The sequence below is a fragment of the Nocardia wallacei genome, from assembly GCF_029869545.1.
Lineage (GTDB): Bacteria > Actinomycetota > Actinomycetes > Mycobacteriales > Mycobacteriaceae > Nocardia > Nocardia wallacei_A.
Window position 1 is genome coordinate 83556 of record NZ_JARWQD010000106.1, and the last position, 22503, is coordinate 106058.

The 22503-nt window shown below is 69.2% G+C and carries 22 protein-coding genes and 1 pseudogene; 13 read left to right on the top strand and 10 right to left on the bottom strand.

From position 1 onward, the window contains the following. Nucleotides 1–282 precede the first annotated feature (282 nt). The 3 genes from QH290_RS07310 to QH290_RS07320 all read right to left on the bottom strand — a co-directional run bounded on the left by QH290_RS07310 (nucleotide 283) and on the right by QH290_RS07320 (nucleotide 3716). A complete protein-coding gene (locus QH290_RS07310; RefSeq protein WP_280267505.1) occupies nucleotides 283–1134 on the bottom strand; it encodes a TIGR02569 family protein in 852 nt (283 codons plus the stop codon). Nucleotides 1135–1416: 282 nt separating this feature from the next. Next, nucleotides 1417–2601: an adenylyltransferase/sulfurtransferase MoeZ gene (gene moeZ, locus QH290_RS07315; RefSeq protein ID WP_280382325.1), complete on the bottom strand. Its 1185-nt coding sequence runs from the start codon at nucleotides 2599–2601 to the stop codon at nucleotides 1417–1419. A 122-nt stretch (nucleotides 2602–2723) separates the two neighbouring features. Further along, nucleotides 2724–3716 (bottom strand): DUF3152 domain-containing protein, encoded by a 993-nt coding sequence (locus QH290_RS07320; protein ID WP_425301835.1) that lies wholly within the window; start codon nucleotides 3714–3716, stop codon nucleotides 2724–2726. A 387-nt stretch (nucleotides 3717–4103) separates the two neighbouring features. Between QH290_RS07320 and fasR the strand changes: the two genes are divergently transcribed. Continuing rightward, a complete protein-coding gene (gene fasR, locus QH290_RS07325; protein WP_280268474.1) occupies nucleotides 4104–4769 on the top strand; it encodes an HTH-type transcriptional activator FasR in 666 nt (221 codons plus the stop codon). A gap of 65 nt (nucleotides 4770–4834) precedes the next feature. Here fasR and QH290_RS07330 read toward each other — a convergent pair whose 3' ends face one another. The 3 genes from QH290_RS07330 to QH290_RS07340 all read right to left on the bottom strand — a co-directional run bounded on the left by QH290_RS07330 (nucleotide 4835) and on the right by QH290_RS07340 (nucleotide 6974). Beyond that, a complete protein-coding gene (locus QH290_RS07330; RefSeq protein ID WP_280268475.1) occupies nucleotides 4835–5062 on the bottom strand; it encodes a DUF3107 domain-containing protein in 228 nt (75 codons plus the stop codon). Between the two features lie 104 nt (nucleotides 5063–5166). Then, nucleotides 5167–5865 (bottom strand): ferritin-like fold-containing protein, encoded by a 699-nt coding sequence (locus QH290_RS07335; RefSeq protein WP_280268476.1) that lies wholly within the window; start codon nucleotides 5863–5865, stop codon nucleotides 5167–5169. 41 nt (nucleotides 5866–5906) lie between these two features. Further along, nucleotides 5907–6974, bottom strand: coding sequence for an alpha/beta fold hydrolase (locus tag QH290_RS07340; RefSeq protein ID WP_280268477.1), 1068 nt, complete (start codon nucleotides 6972–6974; stop codon nucleotides 5907–5909). Nucleotides 6975–7488: 514 nt separating this feature from the next. Between QH290_RS07340 and QH290_RS07345 the strand changes: the two are divergent. Next, nucleotides 7489–8839: pseudogene (locus tag QH290_RS07345) on the top strand (DEAD/DEAH box helicase); the annotation flags it as partial. Nucleotides 8840–9575: 736 nt separating this feature from the next. Continuing rightward, nucleotides 9576–10793, top strand: a complete 1218-nt coding sequence (locus QH290_RS07350) for an Rv3212 family protein (RefSeq protein ID WP_280268478.1) — start codon at nucleotides 9576–9578, stop codon at nucleotides 10791–10793. Here QH290_RS07350 and QH290_RS07355 read toward each other — a convergent pair. Beyond that, nucleotides 10778–11215, bottom strand: a complete 438-nt coding sequence (locus tag QH290_RS07355; protein ID WP_280268479.1) for a PPOX class F420-dependent oxidoreductase — start codon at nucleotides 11213–11215, stop codon at nucleotides 10778–10780. The genes QH290_RS07350 and QH290_RS07355 overlap by 16 nt on opposite strands. A gap of 178 nt (nucleotides 11216–11393) precedes the next feature. Between QH290_RS07355 and ehuB the strand changes: the two genes are divergently transcribed. From ehuB to QH290_RS07395, 8 genes are all read left to right on the top strand, one after another. Further along, nucleotides 11394–12281, top strand: a complete 888-nt coding sequence (gene ehuB / locus QH290_RS07360; protein WP_280268480.1) for an ectoine/hydroxyectoine ABC transporter substrate-binding protein EhuB — start codon at nucleotides 11394–11396, stop codon at nucleotides 12279–12281. 9 nt (nucleotides 12282–12290) lie between these two features. Then, entirely contained in the window at nucleotides 12291–13016 is a 726-nt protein-coding gene (locus QH290_RS07365) for an amino acid ABC transporter permease (RefSeq protein ID WP_280268481.1), read from the top strand. After that, nucleotides 13016–13693: an ectoine/hydroxyectoine ABC transporter permease subunit EhuD gene (gene ehuD, locus QH290_RS07370; RefSeq protein WP_280268482.1), complete on the top strand. Its 678-nt coding sequence runs from the start codon at nucleotides 13016–13018 to the stop codon at nucleotides 13691–13693. The genes QH290_RS07365 and ehuD overlap by 1 nt, the downstream gene beginning before the upstream one ends. Nucleotides 13694–13736: 43 nt before the next feature. Further along, nucleotides 13737–14501, top strand: coding sequence for an ectoine/hydroxyectoine ABC transporter ATP-binding protein EhuA (ehuA, locus tag QH290_RS07375; RefSeq protein WP_280268496.1), 765 nt, complete (start codon nucleotides 13737–13739; stop codon nucleotides 14499–14501). A 162-nt stretch (nucleotides 14502–14663) separates the two neighbouring features. After that, complete coding sequence (locus QH290_RS07380; protein ID WP_280268483.1) at nucleotides 14664–15560, top strand: NAD(P)H-binding protein; 897 nt, start codon at nucleotides 14664–14666, stop codon at nucleotides 15558–15560. A 5-nt stretch (nucleotides 15561–15565) separates the two neighbouring features. Then, on the top strand, nucleotides 15566–16369 hold the full coding sequence (locus QH290_RS07385; protein ID WP_280382326.1) for an NAD(P)H-binding protein: 804 nt from the start codon (nucleotides 15566–15568) through the stop codon (nucleotides 16367–16369). Between the two features lie 59 nt (nucleotides 16370–16428). Continuing rightward, nucleotides 16429–17037, top strand: coding sequence for an acid phosphatase (locus QH290_RS07390; RefSeq protein ID WP_280268485.1), 609 nt, complete (start codon nucleotides 16429–16431; stop codon nucleotides 17035–17037). After that, complete coding sequence (locus tag QH290_RS07395; protein WP_280268486.1) at nucleotides 17034–17510, top strand: GNAT family N-acetyltransferase; 477 nt, start codon at nucleotides 17034–17036, stop codon at nucleotides 17508–17510. The genes QH290_RS07390 and QH290_RS07395 overlap by 4 nt, the downstream gene beginning before the upstream one ends. Here the strand turns inward: QH290_RS07395 and QH290_RS07400 are convergent. Both QH290_RS07400 and QH290_RS07405 read right to left on the bottom strand, forming a co-directional pair. After that, nucleotides 17465–18436: a hypothetical protein gene (locus tag QH290_RS07400; protein WP_280382327.1), complete on the bottom strand. Its 972-nt coding sequence runs from the start codon at nucleotides 18434–18436 to the stop codon at nucleotides 17465–17467. The two genes, QH290_RS07395 and QH290_RS07400, sit on opposite strands and share 46 nt — an antisense overlap. Before the next feature lie 265 nt (nucleotides 18437–18701). After that, nucleotides 18702–19034 (bottom strand): alpha/beta fold hydrolase, encoded by a 333-nt coding sequence (locus tag QH290_RS07405; RefSeq protein WP_280382328.1) that lies wholly within the window; start codon nucleotides 19032–19034, stop codon nucleotides 18702–18704. A 168-nt stretch (nucleotides 19035–19202) separates the two neighbouring features. On the opposite strand from QH290_RS07405, the gene QH290_RS07410 reads away from it, so the two are divergent. Next, entirely contained in the window at nucleotides 19203–20048 is an 846-nt protein-coding gene (locus QH290_RS07410) for an SCO6745 family protein (protein ID WP_280382329.1), read from the top strand. Nucleotides 20049–20189: 141 nt separating this feature from the next. Beyond that, nucleotides 20190–21695: an alpha/beta hydrolase gene (locus tag QH290_RS07415; RefSeq protein WP_280382330.1), complete on the top strand. Its 1506-nt coding sequence runs from the start codon at nucleotides 20190–20192 to the stop codon at nucleotides 21693–21695. Between the two features lie 220 nt (nucleotides 21696–21915). Here QH290_RS07415 and QH290_RS07420 read toward each other — a convergent pair whose 3' ends face one another. Next, the gene (locus tag QH290_RS07420) at nucleotides 21916–22338 is read right to left on the bottom strand and encodes a hypothetical protein (RefSeq protein WP_280382331.1); all 423 of its coding nucleotides are present in this window, start codon (nucleotides 22336–22338) and stop codon (nucleotides 21916–21918) included. Between the last annotated feature and the right edge of the window lie 165 nt (nucleotides 22339–22503).

The window sequence follows — 22503 nt, forward strand, 5'->3', positions numbered from 1 at the left end:
TACTCGGTCGACTCGGCGACACCGCGGGTCGCGGGCATCCGTCCGTCGGAGGCCGAATCCGAGCGCCGGCCAGGATCCCGAAGCCTAGTGGAACCGTATGCTCGACACGGGCTCGCACCGGTCATCCGCGCGCCGTCGCGAGCAGCCCTGCTCTCGGATTCGCATGAACGAGCCGCCGGGGTCCAGAGCGGAACATCCGAACCACAGCGACAGCGGAACAACCCGGTCGCCGCGATGCGGGTACCCCTCAGTCTACGGTTCGACGGTGCGGCGCAGGGGGCTTCAGAGTTTCATCCGGATCATGTCGGCGGTGCGGGCCAGGCCCGGGAACGCCTCCGGGGTGGAGCGGGGGTGCAGTGCGTGGACCGCGAGGCGGAACATGACCGCTCGCAAGATCATTTGCGGCCATTCGGGGAGGTCGGCCCAGCGGGTCAGCAGGCCGTCGTCGGCGCCGCCCCACGACAGAGCGTCGACGACGATCACCCCGGCGGCCCAGGGGGCGGGACGCCAGTAGGGGGTGAGGTCGGTGAGGCCGGGCGTGAACGCACCCGAGAAGAGGACGGTGCCGAACAGGTCGCCGTGCACCAACTGCGACGGTGTCTGTACGGGTTTGCGCAGAGTGGCCAGCTGGGCGAGCATTTCGAGGCTGCGCCGGCCGTCGGGCGAGGTGGTCGGGAGCATGCCGCCCAGCTTCAGGCTGCGCAGCGGGACCGGCTCCCAGGCGGCGCGGTCGGCGGCGACGAAGACGTCCACATCCACCCACGGCGCGATCGGCTGCTGCACCAGGAACCGCGGCCGCTCGAGTTTCGCGGTCGCCTGATGCAGCCGCAGCGACACCGACACCACCTCGTCGTGCCGGGGCTCGGGCGTGCCCTCCAGGAAAGTGTCCGCGCGCCAACCGGATACGACGTAACGCCCGTCGGTCCCGCGCACCGGACGGGCCAGCCGCAACCCGTCCACCTGCAGCGCCTCGCGCACCTTGGCCGACCATGCGGCGCGGGCATGGTCGGCAACCGGCGACAGCACCACATCGCCGCAGCGCCATCCGCCGTCCCAATCGCCCAGCGCGACCGGGGTCACCTCGCGAAGCCCGAACGTGGCCCGCACATGTTCGGGAGGTTCCACAGACGTCACGGCCGTACCGTACTCCCGGACCGTTGTCCACCACGGAAGCCGCGCCGATGTGGCTATCAGCATCGAACCTCCAGCTCCCGCACCCGACGCGGCCCGTTGTCCGCGCCACGGAACAGCGCCGGATTAACACCCTTTGCACACTTTCGAATGGATGTTAGTCGGCCGGAGGGGGATTCGGTCCCCGCAAACGAACCACGCGAGGGGGGAATACCCCGCGCGGGTCAGCCGCTGCCTGGTCCCCACGCGCCGGTCAGCCGCTGCCTGATCCCCACGCTGCCGGTATCAGTACACCGGCAGCGTGGGGTCGATCTGGTTGGCCCAGGCGATGATTCCGCCCTGCAGGTGCACCGCGTCGGAGAATCCGGCGTTCTTCAGGGCCGCCAGCGCCTCGGCCGAACGCACACCCGTCTTGCAGTGCAGCACGATCGGGCGGTTCTGCGGCAGCTCCGCCAGCGCCTCACCGGACAGGATGCGGTCCTTCGGAATCAGCGTCGCACCCTCGATGCGCACGATGTCCCACTCGACGGGCTCGCGGACGTCGACGATCGCGACATCCTTGCCCGCGTCGAGCATGTCCTTCAGCTCGCGCGCGGTGACGGTCGAACCGAGCGCCGCGGACTGGCCCTCCTCGGACACCACGCCGCAGAACGCCTCGTAGTCGATCAGCTCGGTGATGGGCTGCCGCTCCGGATCCCGGCGCAGCTTGATGGTCCGGTAGTTCATATCCAGTGCGTCGTACACCATCAACCGGCCCAGCAGCGTCTCGCCGATGCCGGTGATCAGCTTGATCGCCTCGGTCACCATCACCGATCCGATCGAGGCGCACAGCACGCCCAGCACGCCGCCCTCGGCGCAGGAGGGCACCATGCCCGGCGGCGGGGCCTCGGGGTACAGGTCGCGGTAGTTGATCCCCCGCCCGTCCGGTGCGTCCTCCCAGAACACCGACACCTGGCCCTCGAACCGGTAGATCGACCCCCACACGTACGGCTTGCCCGCGAGCACCGCCGCGTCGTTGACCAGATACCGGGTCGCGAAGTTGTCGGTGCCGTCGACGATCAGGTCGTACTCCGAGAACAGCTCCACCGCGTTCTCCGGCTCCAGCCGAATCTTGTGCAGCCGCACGTCGATTCCGGAATTGATCTCGAGAATCGAATCCCGCGCGCTGTCGGCCTTGCTGCGCCCGATATCGGACTCGCCGTGAATGATCTGCCGCTGCAGATTCGACGCGTCCACCTCGTCGAACTCCACGATGCCCAGCGTGCCCACCCCGGCCGCGGCCAGATACAGCAGTGCGGGCGAGCCCAGGCCGCCCGCGCCGATCACCAGCACCTTGGCGTTCTTCAGCCGTTTCTGCCCGTCCACGCCCAGATCCGGAATGATCAGATGCCGGCTGTACCGAGCGACCTCGTCCCGGGTCAGCTCGGCGGCCGGTTCGACCAGTGGCGGCAGGGATTGTGCTGCTGACACGTCCTCAGACTCCTCGAATCGAATTCGCCGATCGCGCTGCGCTCCATGACGGCAACGCACTGTTGTGCAACACCGCGACTCGGGCCGTTCTTCCCCACCATCGTGCCGCACCGGCCGGGCGATCAGCCGCGGGGGTAGGGCCAGGGATTGAACCGGCACTTCTTGCCGTCCATCGGCACCACGCCCTGCGGGTCCAGCGCCGCGATGTCGTTGTTGCGGGTGCCGAAGGTCTGCTGCATCATCACCGGCGCCAGGCCGCCGTCGCTCTCGCACGGCTGATGCTCGTGGTAGCCGATGGCGTGCCCGACCTCGTGATTGATCTGGTACTGGCGGTACGAACCGATATCTCCCTCGAACGCCGGCGCACCGCGCACCCACCGCACCTCCGACAGCACCACCCGCCCGAGATCGGCGTTGTAGCACGAGGAGTCGATCGGGATATCGAAGCCGCAGGCGGTCTTGGTGGTCTGGCGGGAGGTCAGCGAGATCCGGAAATCGGGTTCGCCGGAGTCGATGCGGCGGAAGCCGAATTTGGGATCGTGAGTCCAGCTTTTGGGATTGGCCAGGGTCGCCTCGACCATCTTCGCCACCGCGTCGTCGCCGCCGAGCGCGGAGGTGTCCACGCCGTCCTCGACCTCGACCGTGTAGCTGAACAGATGCCCCTGCGCCGCGCCGATCTGCGCCGAGGTGCCGCGCACCAGCCGCCAGGTGCCCGTCCCGGCCTCGGCGAACGCGCCACCGGCGGGCAGCGCCCCGCTGGGCAGGTCGCCGAACTTGCCGTCACCGGTCGGCGGGGCGCCGATGATGCCCGCCTTGTCGGTGTGCCCGCTGAGCCTGCCCAGGCCGGGCGCGCCCGCGCCGTCCGGATCGCCAGCCCCCTTGACAGCATCCACGGCCACCAGCACGGTGATCACGAACAGCACCGGAAGCGCGTAGGCGCGCCAGCCGTAGGTGGCGACGAACCGGCCCAGGGCGCTCCGTTTCCCGGCGTCGCGCTCGGGTTCGGCCCCCGACCGCGCGTCCCGCGTACCGGCCGGGTCCCAGGACGCTCGCAGCGGCTGACGCCAGCGGTCGGCGCCGGGAGGGTGACCGTTGCCGTTCGGCTCGGTGTACAGGCCGAGCGGGTCGTAGATCTCCGGGGCCCCGGCCTGCGGGGCCCTGCTCTCCGGGCCGTTCCCGGTCCGGCGTCTGGCGCCGAAGCCGGCGGCCCGCGACGAGAAGGCATCCACGAGGCGACGGGAATCTCGCCCGCCGGTCGATCTGCCCCGTTCGTCGGTCACTTCACCAGAGTCTCACAACCGGCCCGAGGGCACTGCCCGACCGATCTCGGGCCTGCTGGGGTTGCGATATTTCTCACGACTGTGCGAGATTGCTCTGGACCACCAGTTACTGACAGGTTGCCAATAGGTGCCGGGATCGGCATGTCGTCTCAGGAACGAGTATCGTTCGTGGGATACCCGTGCACATCCATTCATCGCCGGGAATCGATTGGGAGAGCCGAAATGACAGACCTCGTGGACCGGATGACGTCGTCACGATTGTCGTCCGAGGCCATGGCGCCGAGCAAGCGCGGCACCCGCCTGCCTCGTGAGGCACGCCGCGCACAGTTGCTGACCGCCGCCGGCGAGGTCTTCGTGCTACGCGGCTACCACGCGGCCGGGATGGACGAGATCTCCCAGTGTGCCGGTGTCTCCAAACCCGTGTTGTACCAGCACTTCTCGAGCAAGCTGGAACTCTATCTCGCGGTGCTGCAGAACTACACCGACGTGCTGGTGTCGAGCGTGCGCCAGGCGCTGCGCTCCACCACCGACAACCGCCAGCGCGTGCGCGCGGCCGTCGCCGCCTACTTCGATTTCGTCGACCACGAGACCCAGGGTTTCCGGCTGGTCTTCGAATCCGACCTGACCAGCGAGCCGCAGGTGCAGCGCCGGGTGGAGCAGGCCACCGAGGCCTGCGTGGACGCGGTCTTCGACCTCGTCGCGCACGACTCGGGCCTGGACCCCTACCGCGCCCGGATCCTCGCCGTGGGCCTGGTCGGCGCCAGCCAGATCACCGCCCGCTACTGGCTGGAGGCCGACCGCCCCATCCCGAAGGAGGAGGCGGTCGACACCACCGTCGCCCTGTGCTGGGGCGGCCTGTCCCGGGTCCCGCTGCATCCCCACGAATAGATCCCGGCCGGAACGACGAAAGCCCACCCGGTCCCGGGTGGGCTTTTCGCTTTTCGCCTCGCGAATTACACCGCAGCGAAACCCACGCGGCCGCTGGTCGACGTGCCGATCTCCACGTAGGCGACCTTGGCGGCCTGGATCAGGTATTTGCGGCCCTTCTCGTCGGTCAGCGCCACCACGCCGCCGTTACCCTCCAGCGCACCGGACACCAGCGCCTCGACCTCTTCCGGGGTCTGCGAACTGGTGATGACGAGCTCGCGCGGGCTATCCGAAATACCGATCTTGACCTCCACGGCCAACCTCCTAGAGTCCTGATGCTGTCCTGCTCAGGCTAATGCAGGACGAGTGGGCAGAGTGACGCGCCAGGTGCGCTGTCAGCGAACCTTCGTCCCGGGCCTCAGCCCAGGCCCAGCACGCGCATGCGCTCGGCATGACTGGCCTGCATGCGCTCGAACAGGGCGGCGATGCCGTTGAGGTCGCCGGTGGCGATGAGGACCAGTTCGGTGAGCTCGTCGCGCTGCGCCATCACGTACTGCGCCTGGGTGATCGCCTCACCCAGCAGCCGCCGCCCCCACAGGGTGAGCCGGTCGCGCTCGGACCGGCTCTCGGCGACGGTGCGGCGCACCTCCTCCACCACGAATTCGGAATGGCTGGTCTCGGCCAGCACGTCGTGCACGACGGTGCCCACCTCGGGCGCCAGCGCATCGGCCAGCACGTTGTAGAAGTCGGCGGCGATACCGTCGCCCACGTAGAACTTCACCATCGACTCGAGCCAGGTCGAGGGGTCGGTCGACGCGTGGTAGGCGTCCAGCGCGCGCACGAACGGCGCCATCGCGTCGAAGACGTCCACGCCGCGCGAGCGCAGCGCCTGCTCCAGCGTCTCGAAGTGCTCCATCTCCGCGGCGGCCATCTTGGCCACGGCCACCTTGCCGCGCAGCGTCGGCGAGAGCTTCGCCTCCTCGGCGAGCCGGTAGAACGCCGAGATCTCGCCGTAGGCGAGCACCGCGAAAAGGTCGAGGACACCGGGATGGTCGGCGGGGATACGGGCGTCGGTTCCGTTCGAGACGCCCAGCGCGGCAGACGGGTTTGCTCCCATGCTCCCCACCCTAATAGGCGCGGCGGCGACCGTGTGACCGGTCACGACCGATCCCGCAGAAACTTCTCGAGGTAGGTCCACGTGGTATCGCGGGCGGTCGGTCCGGTCAGGATGCCGAGGTGGCTGCCGGGCGCCGTTTCATAGCGCACCTCGCGGGCGCCGGTGAGCGTGACGGTGCCGTGTTCGACCGCCGCGGCGGGCGTGATCACGTCGCTCGGCCCGCCGACGAGCAGCACCGGCGCGGTGATGTCGGCCAGCGCGATGCTCGCGTCGTTGAGCCGCACCACGCCCTTTCCGATGTCGTTGGCCAGCATGAACCGGCTCCACAGCTGGTTGTACAGCCGGCCCGGATAGCCGGGCATCCGCGCCTGGAAGCGATCGATGGTTTCCATCCGCCCCAGCGTCGCGCTGTCGGTGATGTTGGCAGCGATGAACATCGGGCGGCGCAGTTCGCGCTCCCACGAGGTGGCCCGGTACCCCAGCCGGGTCAGCGGCGCGGGCACCCCGCCCGCCGCGCGCACCAGGGTGGAGGTGGCCAGCCCGCGGGTGAGCCGGGCCATCGCCCGGACCTGCGGCACCCCGGTGACCTTGTCGTAGTCGAGCGGCGCGCCGACCGCGGTGATCGAGCGGATCGGCAGGGCGGCATCGGCGGCGGCGGTGAGCAGCGCCAGCACGCCGCCCAGCGACCAGCCGACGAGATCGACCGGCGCTCCCCCGCGATCGGCGCTGGCCGCCTGGACCGCCCCCGGCAGGATGTCGTCGATCCAGTCCTCGAAGCCCATGCCCCGGTCGGCGAAGGTGATCTCGCCGTAGTCGATCACGTACGGGTGGCGACCCGCGTCGAGCAGGAAGCGCGCCAGGCTCTGATCCGGGCGCAGGTCGAAGCAGGTGGCGGGGGCGGCCAGCGGCGGAACGAGCAGCACCGCGGCGTCGTCTACGGATGCGGCGGCATCGGCCGGTTCGGCGGCGGGCTCGAATCGCCGCAGCTGGCGATGCGGTTCGTCCCACAGCACCGTCGACGGGGTGGGGGCGGGCGCCTCGATGCCGTCGCCGAGGGTCAGGGCCCACATGTTGCGCGCGGCCGTTGTCACGGTGTCTGCCAGACTCACGCGCACCAACCTAACCCGTGACACGGTGTCACACATATGTGGTGTCGGACACCACACGCGCGGCGAAATCCGCCGCCTCGCGGTCGTACCGAATTCCCCGCGAGATCTGAATTGTGCTGTGCCGCAGGGCTCCACGGGCAGGGGAACGAGGGTATGCGGAAACGTCCGGCCTATTACCGCGGGAGATTCACGGGAGCCGGAATTCGGGGAGAAGAAGCTATCACGCTACAATCTGTCTGGGCAACGGAAATTCACCCTCCTTGCGAGATCGATCGCGACCGGCAGGGGTCACCGCGGCCCACGGAAAATGTGCGCGCACCAGATCCGCACCACCATTACGCCGCGCCAGGTCGATGCCATCCCGGTGTCCCGCAGCGGTCGAGGTGGGAACGACGGCGGATACGTGGTCGTCGCGGACCGCACGGGTCCGCCCCACGCCTCGTGCGCGCGAGATGCGAATTACACGAGGAAAGGCACGAACCTGAGCAAGATCACTGTCGAACAGGAGCCGGGGCTGACGGAAACGTTGCTGACGGCCGAACTCGACCCCACCCACACCGCCCCGTCTTTCGCCGAATTGGGAGTGCGCCCGGAAATCGTGCGCGCGCTCGGCGAGATCGGAATCGAACGCACTTTCGCAATCCAGGAACTCACGCTGCCGCTGGCACTGGCGGGTGAGGATCTCATCGGCCAGGCCCGCACCGGCATGGGCAAGACCTTCGGATTCGGCGTCCCGCTGCTGCATCGAATTGCCACCGCCGATTCCGGCACCACCGCGCTGGACGGCACGCCGCGCGCGCTGGTCATCGTGCCCACGCGCGAGCTGTGCATCCAGGTCACCAAGGATCTGGAGAATGCCGGGAAATATCTGACCAACCACAACGGCCCGCTGCAGGTGGCCTCCATTTACGGCGGCCGCCCCTACGAGGCGCAGATCGCGGCGCTGCGGTCCGGTGTCGACGTGGTCGTCGGCACGCCCGGACGCCTGCTGGATCTGGCCGAACAGCAGCATCTGATCCTCGGCAAGGTCGGGGTGCTGGTGCTCGACGAGGCCGACGAGATGCTCGACCTGGGCTTCCTGCCCGATATCGAGCGCATCCTGACGATGGTGCCCGAACAGCGCCAGACCATGCTGTTCTCGGCGACCATGCCGGGGCCGATCATCACGCTGGCCCGCACGTTCCTGCACAAGCCCACCCATATCCGGGCCGAGGAGCCGCACGATTCGGCGGTGCACGATCGCACGGCGCAGTTCGTCTACCGGGCGCACGCGCTGGACAAGAGCGAGCTGGTCGCGCGGATCCTGCAGGCCGAGAGCCGCGGCGCCACCATGATCTTCACCCGCACCAAGCGCACCGCGCAGAAGGTCGCCGACGATCTGGCCGACCGCGGGTTCGCCGTCGGCGCCGTGCACGGCGACCTGGGGCAGATCGCGCGCGAGAAGGCGCTGAAGAAGTTCCGCGAGGGCAAGATCGACGTGCTGGTCGCGACCGATGTCGCCGCCCGCGGCATCGATATCGACGACGTCACCCACGTCGTCAACTACCAGTGCCCCGAGGACGAGAAGACCTACGTGCACCGCATCGGCCGCACCGGCCGGGCCGGGCGCACCGGCGTCGCGGTCACCCTGGTCGACTGGGACGAGCTGACCCGTTGGGCCAGTATCGATTCCGCGCTCAGCCTGGGTATTCCGGAGCCGGTGGAGACGTATTCGCGCTCCCCGCACCTGTTCTCGGATCTGGGCATCCCGGAGGGCGCGACGGGCACGTTGCGGCGCAAGCCGGTTCGCGACGAGGACGCCGTCGTCGTCGAGCGCGAACCACGCACCCCCCGCAAGCGCAACCGCCGCCGCACCGTGCGCGGCAAGCCGATCGATGCCGAAACCACCGATCCCACAACCGAATCGACCACCGAGCCCGCGAACCCCACTGCGGCGCAACCGTCCCCAGCCCCCGAAGACGGCGACCAGCCCACCCGCCGCCGCCGACGCCGCCGCAAGCCCGCAGCCGATGCCGACGCCCAGGCCGCGAGCAACCGAGGCAACAAGGACGCAGTTGGCCAAGACACAGGCAACCGGGACGCAGGTAGCCAAGGCACAGGCAACCGGGACGCAGGTAGCCAAGGCACGGCCAGCGAAGCGGGCAACCAGGACTCGACCAGCAAGAGCGCACGTGGTCAAGACGCGGGCACCAAGGCCGCAGGCGACCAGGACTCGGGCATCGACGCCACGGGCACGAGGTCCGCAGCCGACTCCGCAGGTTCGAGCGACCGCCGCCCCGAGTCCACCTCGGACGCCAACGGCGACCCGGCAGACAAGCCCGCCCGCCGCCGCAGGCGCCGCCGCAAGCCCGCAGGCGACTCGGACCCCCACAACCCCGAATCGCACAACGGCTCCACCGCAAACGCCGACTCCACGTCGGTGTCCGCCTCAGCCTGAGCCGGAAGGCGCGCCCACATTTCCGGCGCGCCTCAACCACCTCATTTCCGGCGTGTTCTTGGCCGGAATCCACCTTCATCCTGTACGGATTCCGGTCGAAAGCGCGGTGGGAATTGGGTGGGTGGGGCGGGGGCTGGGGCGTACGATCCGATACCCTCGCTGGCGTGCTCGCACCTGAGCGGCGGACGCGCGCCGATATCCTTGCCGCAGTCGCGATCGCCGTGGTTGTGGCGGTCGCGGTGGTGGTCGTGTGGGTGAACAGCGATGCCCGCGCCACCACGTCCGAGCCTGCCGCGCGCGCGGTCACCCCGCCGACCACCGCGCTCGCGCTGCCGCAGGCGCTGCGCGAGCTGTGGCGCGAACCGGACGGCGCCAGCACCCGGGCCCTGTCGGCGAGCGGCGTCGCGATCACCGGCGACGGCGGCACCGTCACCGGTCGCGACCCGCAGACGGGCCAGCAGGTCTGGAAGTATCAGCGCGATCTGCCGCTGTGCGGCGTGGAGAGCCAGTTCGGCACCGTGATCGCCACCTATCGCGACGACCGCGGCTGCAGCCAGACCACGCTGCTGGCCGCCGACACCGGCGCCCGCCGCACCGCCCGCAGCAGCTATATGGACCGGCAGGTGACGCTGTCGGTGGACGGCACCTACACGCTGGCCCGCGGCTCGGACCGGCTGGAGGTATGGCGCTCGGATCTGGTCCGCACCCTCGAGTACGGCTATGTCGACGCGCCGATCAACGTCCGCACCCAGCCGCGCACCGATTGCACCCACCTGTCGGCCGCCTCCGGCACCACCCGGCTGGCGGTCCTGGAACGCTGCCCCGGCGACGCCGCGAACCGCCTGACCGTGCTGAACCCCGCGCCCAAGGACAACACCGTGCCCGAGGAGTACGGCTCGCACGTGCTCACCGAGCCGGGCGCCGCCTCGGACAAGGCCCGCGTGGTCGCGGTGTCGGACAACAGAATCGCGCTGTACCTGCCCGGAACCGACACCGCCGCACCGGAATTCGCCATCTTCGATCAGGGCGGCAATCCCGTCGGCTCGCACCGGCTCACCGCTCCCCTGGCCGACGGCATCACGACCACCCGGGTCGGCTCGGCCTTCCTGGTCTTCACCGGCAACAGCCTGATCGCGTTGAGCGCCACCACCTTCGACCCGCTCTGGACCGCCTCCGACGCACTGGGCAGTCCGGCCCTGATGGCCGGGCGGATTCTCATGCCGGTGGTCGACGGCATCGCCGTGGTGGATCCGGCCACCGGCGCACAGACCGACCGAATCCCGGTGCAGCGCAACAACTACCGCGGCGAGCCGATCTCGCTGTCGGTGACCGGATCCACCATCCTGGAGCGCCGCGGCACCGACCTCTACGCGCTCGGCTGATCGTCGTCCGCGGTGTGCACGGCCCGGCGCGGCTCGAACCAGGTCGCGCCCGCAGGATCGCCCGCCATGTTCCAGCTCCACGACACCGTCGGCGTGATGCGCAGGAAAAAGCCCGACCCCACCATTCCGGTGCGATCCACGGGCCCCCGGGCGCGGCCGTACACCCGTAGGCACCGGGGGACGAACGGATCGAAAGAGACCAGGTCGTCGAATACCAACGCGACCTGGTCGTTTCCGGCGGCCACATTCCGGAATTTCCGGGTGGCGAGCACCGACTCGCCGACACCCCCGACCCAGAATCCGCGTCCGTCGAATTCGCAGGCCAGCGGCACCACGTCCGGCTGCCCGTCCGGTGCGACCGTGGCCATTCTGACCAGCGGCTGAGAGCGGATGAAGGCTATTTCTTCCGAATTGAAGGACATCGGCGGCTCCTCTCGGCTCGTTATCCACCCATTTTTTCGAAAGCACTGCAATTTCTTGGCATTTGTGTGAGGTTCGTCATAGGCGGTGCTGCCCGGTGCAGACTCCGCCGGAACGCCCGTGCACACCCTCGCACACGACCTCCGAGGACAGCACGGACAACTGAAGAGGAGTTCGGTGATGAGGAAATCCACGACAACAGGCACGCGAGGCCGCTGGTGGCGCATCGCGACCCTGGCGCTCGCGGTGGCCACGGTGGCCGCGACCGCCTGCGGCACCGGCGGTGGCGGATCGGCCGCGGTGACCTACGAGGAGGCCAAGACCTCCGGAAAGATCAAGGTCGGTTTCGCGAACGAGGCACCGTGGTCGTTCCTGGACAAGGACGGCCAGCTGACCGGATACGCCCCCGAGGTGGCCCGGGTGGTGCTGAAGAATCTCGGAATCGATGAAATCGAGGGCGTGGTAACCGATTTCGATGGTCTCATCGACGGTGTGCGCGCCAACCACTACGCGTTCGTCGCGGCGGGCATGTTCATCAACAAGAAGCGCTGCGAGAGTTCGGCCTTCGCCGATCCGGACTACCAGGTGGGCTCGTCGTTCATGGTCCCGAAGGGAAATCCCAAGAGCATCAACAGATTCGAGGATATCGGGGGCGCGGGCGTGAAGATCGCCACGCTCGGCGGCGCGGTCGAGAACGGCTACGCCGAAAAGGCAGGCGTCCCGGGCAATCTCATCGAGCCGATGGCCAAGCAGGACGACATCCTGCGCGCCGTCCGCAACGGCGACGTGTACGGCGCCGCCATCCTGGACGTGACCGCCCAGTGGCTGGTGAAGAACAACCCGGACGCCAACCTCGAGGTCACCCCGTCGTTCCAGGCCACCGACAAACCCGCGGTGGGCACCTTCAACTTCCGCATCGGCGACGACGCGTTCCGCGCCGACTTCAACCGCGAGCTGAAGAAGGTGCACGAGAGCGGCGAGTGGCTGCGGATCGTCGAGAAATACGGGCTGACCAAGGCGAACGAGCCGACGCCCGCGATGACCACCGAGCAGTACTGCCAGTCCTGAGCCGAGCCCGTGTCCGAGAATTTCGACACCTATCTGGAGCGGATCGCCGTCGGGCTGCCCTTCACGATCTGGGCGACGGTCGGCGGCATCGCGCTGACCGTCGTGCTGGCCTTCGCGGCCGGTATCGCGATGCTGTCGCGGTGGCGGCTGGTGCGCGCCGTCGCCCGGATCTACGTGGAGGGCTTCCGCGGCAGTTCCGAGGTGGTGCAGCTGTTCTTCTTCGCGGTGGCCGTCCCGATCTTCCTCGGGGTCCGGCTGGGCGCCACCGCGCAGAGCCTGCTGCTGGTCGGCATCGTCGTGCTCGGCCTCAACCACGGCGCCTACGGGGCCGAAATCGTGCGCGGCGCAATAAGTTCCGTGCCGCAGACTCAGGTCGAGGGCGCGATCGCATTGAATTTCACCGAGCCGCAACGACTCTGGCGGGTGATCCTGCCGCAGGCGGTGGTCGAGATGCTGCCCTCCTTCAACAACCTGTTCATCCAGTTGCTGAAGGCCACGGCGATCCTGAGTTTCATCGCGGTCCCGGAGATCTTCAAGAAGGCCGACGAGTTGCGGGCGGTGCCCACCTTCGCCCGCGAGCTCGGCCTGATCTACGCGATGGAGCTGGTGCTGTATCTGCTGCTGGCGGTCGCCATCACGATCGTCATGCGGATCCTGGAACGACTGGCCGCCCGGCGGGTGGGGCGGGAGCCGCAGCGTCGGCGTAGCCGGCTGTCGATGACGGTGGGTGCCTGATGGAGAAATGGCGCTGGGACCGGTTTTTCGAGGCCTTCCCCTACATCTGGGACGGCTTGCTCGTCACCATCCAGTTCACGCTGCTCGGCTCGCTGGTCGCCTATGTGCTGGGGCTGGTGTTCGCCGTGATCCGCCGCATGCGCATCCCGGTGGTCGATCAAATACTGTGGGCCTTCATCGAATTCGTGCGCAGTACGCCGCTGCTGGTGCAGATCTTCGTGCTGTACTGGGTGGTCCGCCCCGAGCTGCTCGGCGGGCTGGAGACCGGCACGCAGCGGCTGATCGTCGGCGTCACCGCGCTCGGCGTGCACTACGCCTGCTACTGCGCCGAGGTGTACCGCGCGGGTATCGACGCGGTGCCCGCGACCCAGTGGGAGGCCGCGCGGGCCCTGAGCCTGCCCCGCACCCGCACCTGGACGGATGTGATTCTGCCGCAGGCGGTTCCGCGCGTGCTCCCGGCGCTGGGCAACTACACCATCGCGATGTTCAAGGAGGTGCCGCTGCTGTCGGCGATCGTCGTGCTCGACATGGTCTATCAGGTCAAGACCGAGTACGCGGCCGATACCGGCGGCGCCGGGCCGGAGGCGTGGCTGGCCGTCGGTCTCGTCTTCTTCGCGCTGAGCTATCCCTGCTCGATACTGGTACGAAAGTTGGAACGCCGTGTCGGAACTGTCTGAAAGCCCGGCCGTCGAGCCCGCCTCCGGCGACACGGGCACACCCATCATCCGCTTCACCGACGTGGTGAAGCGGTACGGCACCAATACCGTCCTCGACAACCTCGACTTCAGCGTCGCCCCAGGGGAATTCGTCACGCTGATCGGTCCCTCCGGCTCCGGTAAGACGACGATCCTGCGGCTGCTGATGACCATCGAGCGGGTCACCTCCGGCACCATCGAGGTGGGCGGCGACTATCTGACCCATATGCGCAAGGGCGAGCGTCTGGTCCCGGCGGACGAGGCCCATCTGCGCCGCGTGCGCCGTCGCATCGGCATGGTGTTCCAGCAGTTCAACCTGTTTCCGAACATGAACGTGCTGCGCAACGTCACCGAGGGCCCGGTGCGCAGCCTGGGCAAGCCGAAGGCCGAGGCCGAGGCGCGCGCCCGGGACCTGCTGGAGCTGGTCGGCCTGTCGGACAAGGTGAGCGCCCGGCCCACCCAGCTGTCCGGCGGGCAGCAGCAGCGGGTGGCGATCGCCCGGGCACTGGCGATGGACCCGGCGGTGCTGCTGCTGGACGAGGTGACCTCCGCTCTGGACCCGGAGTTGGTCAGCGGCATGCTGCACCTGCTCAAGGACATCGCCGCCACCACCGACATCACCTTCCTGTGCGTCACCCACGAGATGCAGTTCGCCCGCGACGTCTCCGACCGCGTGATGATGTTCGACAGCGGCCGCGTCATCGAACAGGGCGACCCGGAGCGAATCTTCACCGCCCCGGAAAACCAACGCACCCAAGACTTCCTGCGGGCGGTGCTGGACCGGCCGTAGGTGGCATCACCGTTACCGTTGCACTGCAACGTATCTCGCCGGAGATGGCACAAAATCGCTGCGCGCAAGCATATGTGGGAAGTCCGACAACCATGTGCATCGGCGCTTCCACCAGCGCTACCTTCGCTCAGGCATCGGTTCGAGCTATGAGTTAGGAGTGCCATGCGCATTCTCGTCACCGGCGCGACCGGCAATGTCGGCCGTCGCCTCGTTCACCGATTGGTCGATGCCGGGCAGGCGGTGCGGGCCATGACCCGCGCTCCGCGGACCGCGCACCTTCCGGCCGCGGTCGATGTGCGATACGGGGACTTCGAGCAACCCGATACCTGGCCGGGGGTGCTGGAGGGCATCGAGCGCGTCTACCTGTTCCCACACATCTACGACGTCACCACGCCCGGCGGTCACTTCGTCGAGCAGGCGGCGCGGGCGGGCGTACGCCGGTTCGTGGTGCATTCCGCGGCCGCGGCCGGATTCACCGGCGACGAGCCCGCCGACCCGGCCCTGCGGTACCTGAGAGAACACCTGGCCGTCGAGCGGGACGCCCATCGACAGGTCGAGCAGTGGGTCGAGGCCACCGGGGTCGAATGGACGCATCTGCGCCCCGGCCTGCTGGCGGTCAACGCGCTGAGCTGGGCGGAGTCGATCCGCGCCGAGCGCGTCGTCCGGGAGCCGTACCCCACCTCCGGTTACCCGTGGGTGCACGAGGCCGACATCGCCGAGGTCGCCGTGGCCGCCCTGCTGACCGACGCGCACCTCGGCGCGGCGTACACGCTCACGGGCCCCGCCAAGGTCACCCAGGCCGAGCAGGTCCGGGCCATCGCCGCGGCCATCGGCGAGGACATCCGATTCGACGAGCTGACTCCCCGGCAGGCGCGGGAACACTGGCTCCGCGAGGGATACCCGGCCGACTACGTCGACTGGATGCTCGAACTGCGGATCGACTCGATCGACGGCACCGGGTGCCTTCCACCCACCGATACTTTCCACCGCATCACCGGACGAGCGCCGCGCAGCTTCGCGCAGTGGGCCGCCGATCACCGAGCCGACTTCCGGAGGTAGAGATCATGAAGATTCTCGTGACCGGCGCCACCGCCAATATCGGCCGGATGGTCGTCGACCACCTGGTGGATCTCGGGGCCGAGGATATCCGCGCGCTGTCGAACCACCCGGAACGCACGGCGTTCCCGCCCGAGGTCGAGGTGGTCGAGGGCTACCTGCGGCGGCCGTCCTCGCTGCCCGCCGCCTTCGAGGGCGTCGAAAGGATGTATCTCGCACCGGTTCGCGAAACCGTCACGGAGGTGGTCGAATCGGCGCGTCGAGCCGGAATCGAGCACATCGTCGATCTGTCCGGAGACGAGACCTCGACCTGGCAGCCCATCGCGCGGGCGGTCGAGAAGTCGGGCGTCGGCTGGACCCACCTCCATGCGTACGAATTCATGGAGAACGCCACCGACTGGGCGGAACAGATTCGCACGACAGGCGAAGTGCGCGAACCGTTTCCGGATTCCGCCGACGCCCCCATCGCCATGGACGATATCGCTCGGGTCGCGGCGACTGTCCTGCTCGGCGACGGCCACCTCGGCACGACCTACACACTCACCGGCCCCGAAACCTTCACCAGGGCAGAGCGTCTCGGGTTCCTGGCCGAGGCGCTCGGCCGCGAGCTGTCGTTCGTGACGGTGCCTGCCGAAGAACTGATCGCGCGCCTCGAGCCGATGCTGGGCGAATCCTTCACGCGGTGGTACGTCGCGGGCCTGGCCGCGCGGGTCGAGCACCCGCAGGCCGCGACCGGCACGGTCGCCGAGCTCACCGGCCGGTCCACCACCTTCGCCGCCTGGTCCGCCGCGAACGCCGAATTGTTCCGCTGATCTGCCCGAAACGACGCCACCATGCCGCGCGAACGAGCCGTTCGGGCATGATCGACGGCATGGGCGATGCTGATTTCCGGCTGGTGCTGCTGCGACACGGCGAAACCGAGTGGTCGAAGGCGCGCAAGCACACCGGGCGCACCGATGTGCCGCTGACGCCGCTGGGCGAGCAGCAGGCGCGCGCCGCGGGCGACCTGCTCGGCGAGTTGAAGCTGCGGGATCCGCTGGTTCTGACCAGCCCGAAACAGCGCGCGGTGCGCACCGCGGAACTGGCGGGCCTCGGCCCCGCGCAGGTCGACGACGACCTGGTCGAATGGGATTACGGCGACTACGAGGGCATCACCACGCCCGAGATCCAGCGCACCGTACCGGGCTGGACCATCTTCACCGGGGAGGTGCCGGGCGGCGAATCCCTCGCCCAGGTGCAGGCCCGCGCCGACCGGGTGCTGGCCGCGGTCGACCCGGCGCTGCGCACCCGCGACGTGGTGCTGGTCGGGCACGGGCATTTCTCGCGCGCCCTGATCGCCCGCTGGGCCGAATTCGACGTCCGCGAGGGCCGCCGCTTCTTCATGTCCACCGGCGGGATCAGCGTGCTGGGCCACGACCACCGGGCGCGCACGGTGCTGTCGCACAACCTGGTCCCCACACTCGACGGAGGTGTCCGATGATCCGCCGCGCCACGCCCGCCGACGTGCCCGCCCTCGTCGGCCTGGTCTACGACCTCGCCGAGTACGAGAAGTCCCGGGACCTGTGCCACCTCACCGCCGAACAGCTGCACGCCGCGCTGTTCGGGCCGAGCCCGGCCGTGTTCGCCCATGTGGCACAGGATGATTCGAGCGATGCGGTGCTGGGCTGCGCGATCTGGTTCCTGAACTACTCGACCTGGACCGGTACCCACGGCATCTACCTGGAGGACCTGTTCGTCAAGCCGGAGGCGCGCGGCCTCGGCCTGGGCAAGGCCCTGCTCACCGAGCTGGCGCGCGAGGCGGTCGCCCGCGGATACCAGCGCGTGGATTGGGCTGTCCTGGACTGGAATACGCCCTCGATCGATTTCTACAAGTCGCTGGGCGCCACACCCCAGGACGAATGGACCGGCTACCGCCTCGACGGCGCCGCCCTCACCCAGCTCGCCGAGGCCTGAGCTGAGGAGGGCTCGTCCTCGGCATCGAGCCCGGGCGGATCCGACGGCCCCTGCGCCTGCGACAGATTGCCGAACACCGCGACAGCGACCGCTCCCCCGATGGCCAGGACGAAGCCCAGGGCGGCCAGCCACCCGAGGCCGGGTTTCGACAGGTCGCCGAGCAGCAGCACCCCCACGATTCCCGGGACGACCGTCTCACCGACGACCAGTGCCGCCGTCGCACCGTTCACCGAACCCAGTTGCAGCGCAACGGTATGCAGATAGAAGCCACCGATGCCCGCCACCGCGATCGTCCACGCGGCGGGGTCGGCGAGCAGGGTCGGCAGGTCCGGCGGATCGATCCCGCGGACGATGCGGACGGCGATCGCCATGGCCCCGAAAAGCAGCCCCGCGGCGAGACCGGCCGCCACCGCGCCCCTGGATCCGAGGCGCCGCACCACCAACTGGCTGATCGCGAAGAGAAGAACCGCGGCGATCAACACACCCCAGTGCAGCCGGGCATCGTCGCTGCCGCCGCCCTCGTGTCCCGCGGCGGCACCGAGCACCGCGAGCGCCAGGATCACCGTGAGAATCGCCACCCAATCGCGCACGTGCAACCGAATCCCGAGCACGAAAATGCCCAGCACCGCAGTGACGACCAGGTTCGCACTCATGATCGTCTGCGACAGAAAGAGCGGAACCAGCCGAGCCGACACCGCATTCCCGGCGAAGCCGACCACATCCAGTGCGGTGCCGACGATGAACCACACCGTCAGCGCCGCCGCAACGGTGGACGCGACCGTCGGAGCACCGGTCTCGGTCGTCTGACCACCGACACCCCGGTCCCGCGCAGCGGCCGCCGCCCGACGCGCACCATACGCCTGCAACACCGACGCCACCCCGAACCCTACGCAAGCCACCAGCGCAGCGAACAGTCCGAAGACCATAGGGATGTCCCGTCTATCCAGGGGCACGCACGAAACGCACCACTCGCGATCGCGGAACCGATCGCCGCGGTGCCGCCCACCGGGGCAACAACGCAGGGACGTCCGAAAATTCCACCCGGTATCAGCGGTTTGCCATCCGGCGACCCGGCCCGCCACAGCTGTGGTGGCGACGGCACGGCCGCATTGCTACTTGCTCATGGCTGCTAGGCGGCGCTGGTGCTGGGGTTGGGCCTTGGGGAGTCGGCGGAGCGGGTGAGGGCCTCGGCTACTCGGTCGGGCTGTTCGAGGATGACCGAGTGGCCTGCGCCACCGGCGCCCGGCAGATCGCCCGCCGCGGTGGAGTAGGTATGGCGGGCGCCGCGGCGGATTCCCCGTGGCCGCGATGGTCGTAGCAGACCAGCCGGGCATCCGGATATCGCCGCGACAGCTCGGCACGCACATAGGTCCAGGATTCGGAACTCGCGCAATGTCCGTGCACCAGAACAACTGTCAGATCCGCGGTGCGCCGACCCGATTCGACGACCGCCAGCTCGACACCGTCCGCGGCCCGGACAGTCGCGCGACGGTCCGCCGCGGCGGCGAGGCTGACGATCGACATCGGGTGCTCCGGTTCGTGGACGGGACGTCGTTCTACTGTCCGTCGCAGTGCCCGCCGATATCAGCCCTCCGAGGGGTGGTATCCGGCGCCCAGGGTGGTGTGAATGCACACCAAGGGTGGCTGCGCACCGCCGCGGCGCATCCCCGGTACCGCCGTATTGTCGATCCCATGAGCGACACCTTCGCGCGTGACATGTGGCGAGTCCTCGAGCCGCTGCACGGAGTCACGTATTTCGCGCCCGACTGCATATCCGCACTCAAAGCCGTTGGGCTGCGCGGTTTCTGGATGGGCTACTTCGGTGCGCGGGCCGCACCGCTCGGCGCGGTGGGCCCCACCGTCGTGGAGGCGATCTTCTACAACTTCCATCCCGACATGGTCCGGCGTGCGGTCCCGGACGCATGGACGTTCGCCGACCCGGAGGCGATTCTGGAGGCGCGCCGCACGTCGGCGGCGCGGGCGCTGCGCGAACTGGCACCCGATCTGGCCGACGTGGCGAGGCAGGTACTGCCGACATTGACGGCGGCGGTGGAGGCCGCGCCCGCGGGCGGGCGCGCGCTGTTCGCCGCCAACCGGGACCTGCCCGCTCCCGAGGATCCGGTCGAGGCACTCTGGCAGGCCGTCACCGCGCTACGCGAGCATCGCGGCGACGGGCACTTCGCCACGCTGCTGACCGAGGGCCTCGACGGTTGCGAGGCCGTCGTGCTGTTCGCCGCCGACTCCGGCACTCCCCCGCAGCTGTGGCGCGAGCTGCGCAGCTGGAGCGAAAACGACTGGGCCGCAGCACAATCCCGGCTGGCGTCCCGTGGGTTGCTGAAGGAGTCGGGCGAACCGACCGAGGCCGGTCGCGCGCTGCGGACACATATCGAATCCCGCACCGACGCGCTGGCGGCGACCGCCTACGACCGGATTCCGGAGATCCGGGCAACGCTCACCGCCCTCGCCCCGGCGGCCCGCGCCGTCGAAAGCGCGGGCCTGGCGCGCTCCGCCGACTTCCTGGGGGCCGGACGGAGGTAGTCCCAGCGCGAATCGGGCAAATCCGCCCCGTCCCCGGTTCGCTGAAACCGTATGGGCGTGATCGGCGATAAGGTCGTGATCGAAATTCCCGGCGCGCCACCGTGGCCGAGCGGGAAACGCGCACGAGGGGCGGAAGATTCGATGCGGACACCGTGGATTCGCTGGCTCGTACCGGGATTCATGCTCGCCACCGCCGTGTACGCGGGCCCGGTGGCAGCAGCACCCGAGGCTCGCGCCGGTCTGGAGCGCTTCTACACCCAGCAGGTCGACTGGAAACCTTGCAACGACACGGTTCTCGACGAGGCCGGGGCCGAATGCGCGGGCATCGTCGTCCCGCTCGACTACGGCCGCCCGGACGCGCGCACCCTGACCGTCGCCATCTCGCGCCTCCGCGCCACCGACCCGGACCGTCCACACCGGATCATGCTGACCAATCCCGGCGGTCCGGGTGGTCCGGGGCTGCGCATGATCACCACCGTCCGGGACCGGCTCACACCGGACGTACGCGCCGGATACGACCTGATCGGCATGGACCCGCGCGGCGTCGGCCGATCGGACCGGGTGCAGTGCGCGCTGCCGCTGCCGACCATTCTGTTCTCCGCCGGATTCGACGCCTTCGGCCTGGCGCGCGACACCACCCTGGCCGCCGCGTTCGCCGCCTCGTGCCTGGCCACGGACCCCGAGAAGGCCCGAAATATCAACACCCGCAACACCGCCCGGGATATGGATGTCGTGCGCGCCGCACTCGGCCACCAGCGGGTCAGCTATTTCGGCGGCTCCTACGGCGCCTATCTGGCCTCGGTGTACATGCAGCTGTTCCCGCGGCGCAGCGACCGGATGGTGCTCGACAGCGCGGTCGACTCGGATCGCTACTGGCTCGGCATGTATCAGGACATGGGCCCGGCCAACGAGGCCGCGCTCGACGACTGGGCGGCCTGGGCGGCTCGCCGCGACGGCGACTATCACTTCGGCGCCAGCGCCCCGCAGGTCCGCGCGTTCGTCGAGGACGTGATCCGGCGCGCCGCGAGCCATCCCGTCGCCCGCGACCTCTATCTGATCGACGAGCACACCGTGCCGATGATGCTGTTCGCGCTGCTGCTGAATCCGCGGTTCAACGCCGATCTCGCCGAGGTGGTGCGGATCGTGTCCGATGCCGTCTCCGGGCTGCCGTTCGATATGGGACGGCTGAAGGAGAAGATCAGCGGCGCCAACCCGACCGAACCCTCGGGCCTGGCCGCGGTCATGTGCGGCGACAAGCCCGCGCCCCGCGATCCGTCGTGGTACCACCGCAATATCGAGGCCGCCCGGCCGACGCAGCCGGTGTTCGGCGCATTCGCCAACAACATCACCGCCTGCGCGTACTGGCCGGATCCGGTCGAGCCCGCCACCGAGATCGACAACGCCACGCCTGCGCTGATCCTGCAGGCGACCGGCGACCCCCGCACCGCCTACCACAGCGGCGTCGCGCTACATCGAAAGCTGTCGGCCTCACGCCTGGTCACCCTGGCCGACACCCGCATACACGGCGCCTTCCGCGTCGGCCTGAGCCCCTGCGTCAGCACCATCGTCAACACCTACTTCCGCGACGGCACCCTCCCCCCGACCGACACCACCTGCCACCACGACCCGACCTACTTCCCCGAGTGATCCCGGCGAAGAGCATGCCGGGATATGTGAGGAGGGCGCGCCGGGATATGTGAGGAAGGCGCACTGCGATAGCCATTTGGGGGCGCATTCCGACCAAGAAACATGGACGGTTGACCAAATGCGTCTCTGTGGCCCGTTCAGGGGGCAATTCGGGTGGATTCGGGGCGTGTGCCGGGCGGTCCGTCACATTCGGAAGTAGCGGGTGCTCCCCGAGGGCGGCTCACTCGGCGGTGTCGTAGACCTCGGCGGCCCAGCGGGTCGATGGCGGGGAGAACATCAGGCCCAGGGCGACGAGTGCGACGAGGCCCAGGGGGATGCCGAACTGGGGCTGGCTGCCGATCATGTACCACGACACCGGTAGCAGCAGGATCTGGGCGATCACGGCGATGGCGCGGCCCCAGCGCCGCCCCAGCAGCAGCGCGATACCCGCCGCCAGCACCGCCCCGCCCAGCACCGCGAACCACGCCGCGGTCCCATACGCACTGGTCAGGCTCTGATCCGCCCCGGTCAGCCCACGCACAACCAGCACGATCGCCACAATCACGCCGATCCCGCCCTCGAGCGCCGCCAACGCCCCCGCCGCCCGCACCGTCGACGGCACCCGCTCCGACGCCGCCCGCCCCGATCCTGAGCGCTCCGGCACCACCCGATCCGACGCGGCGCGCCCCGACCCCCCACGCCCCGACCCCGCACGCTCCGACCCCGCACGCTCCGAATTCGCAGACCCCGACGCCGCCCGCCCCGACCCCGCACGCTCCGACGCCGCACGCTCCGAATTCGCAGACCCCGACGCGGCGCGCCCCGATCC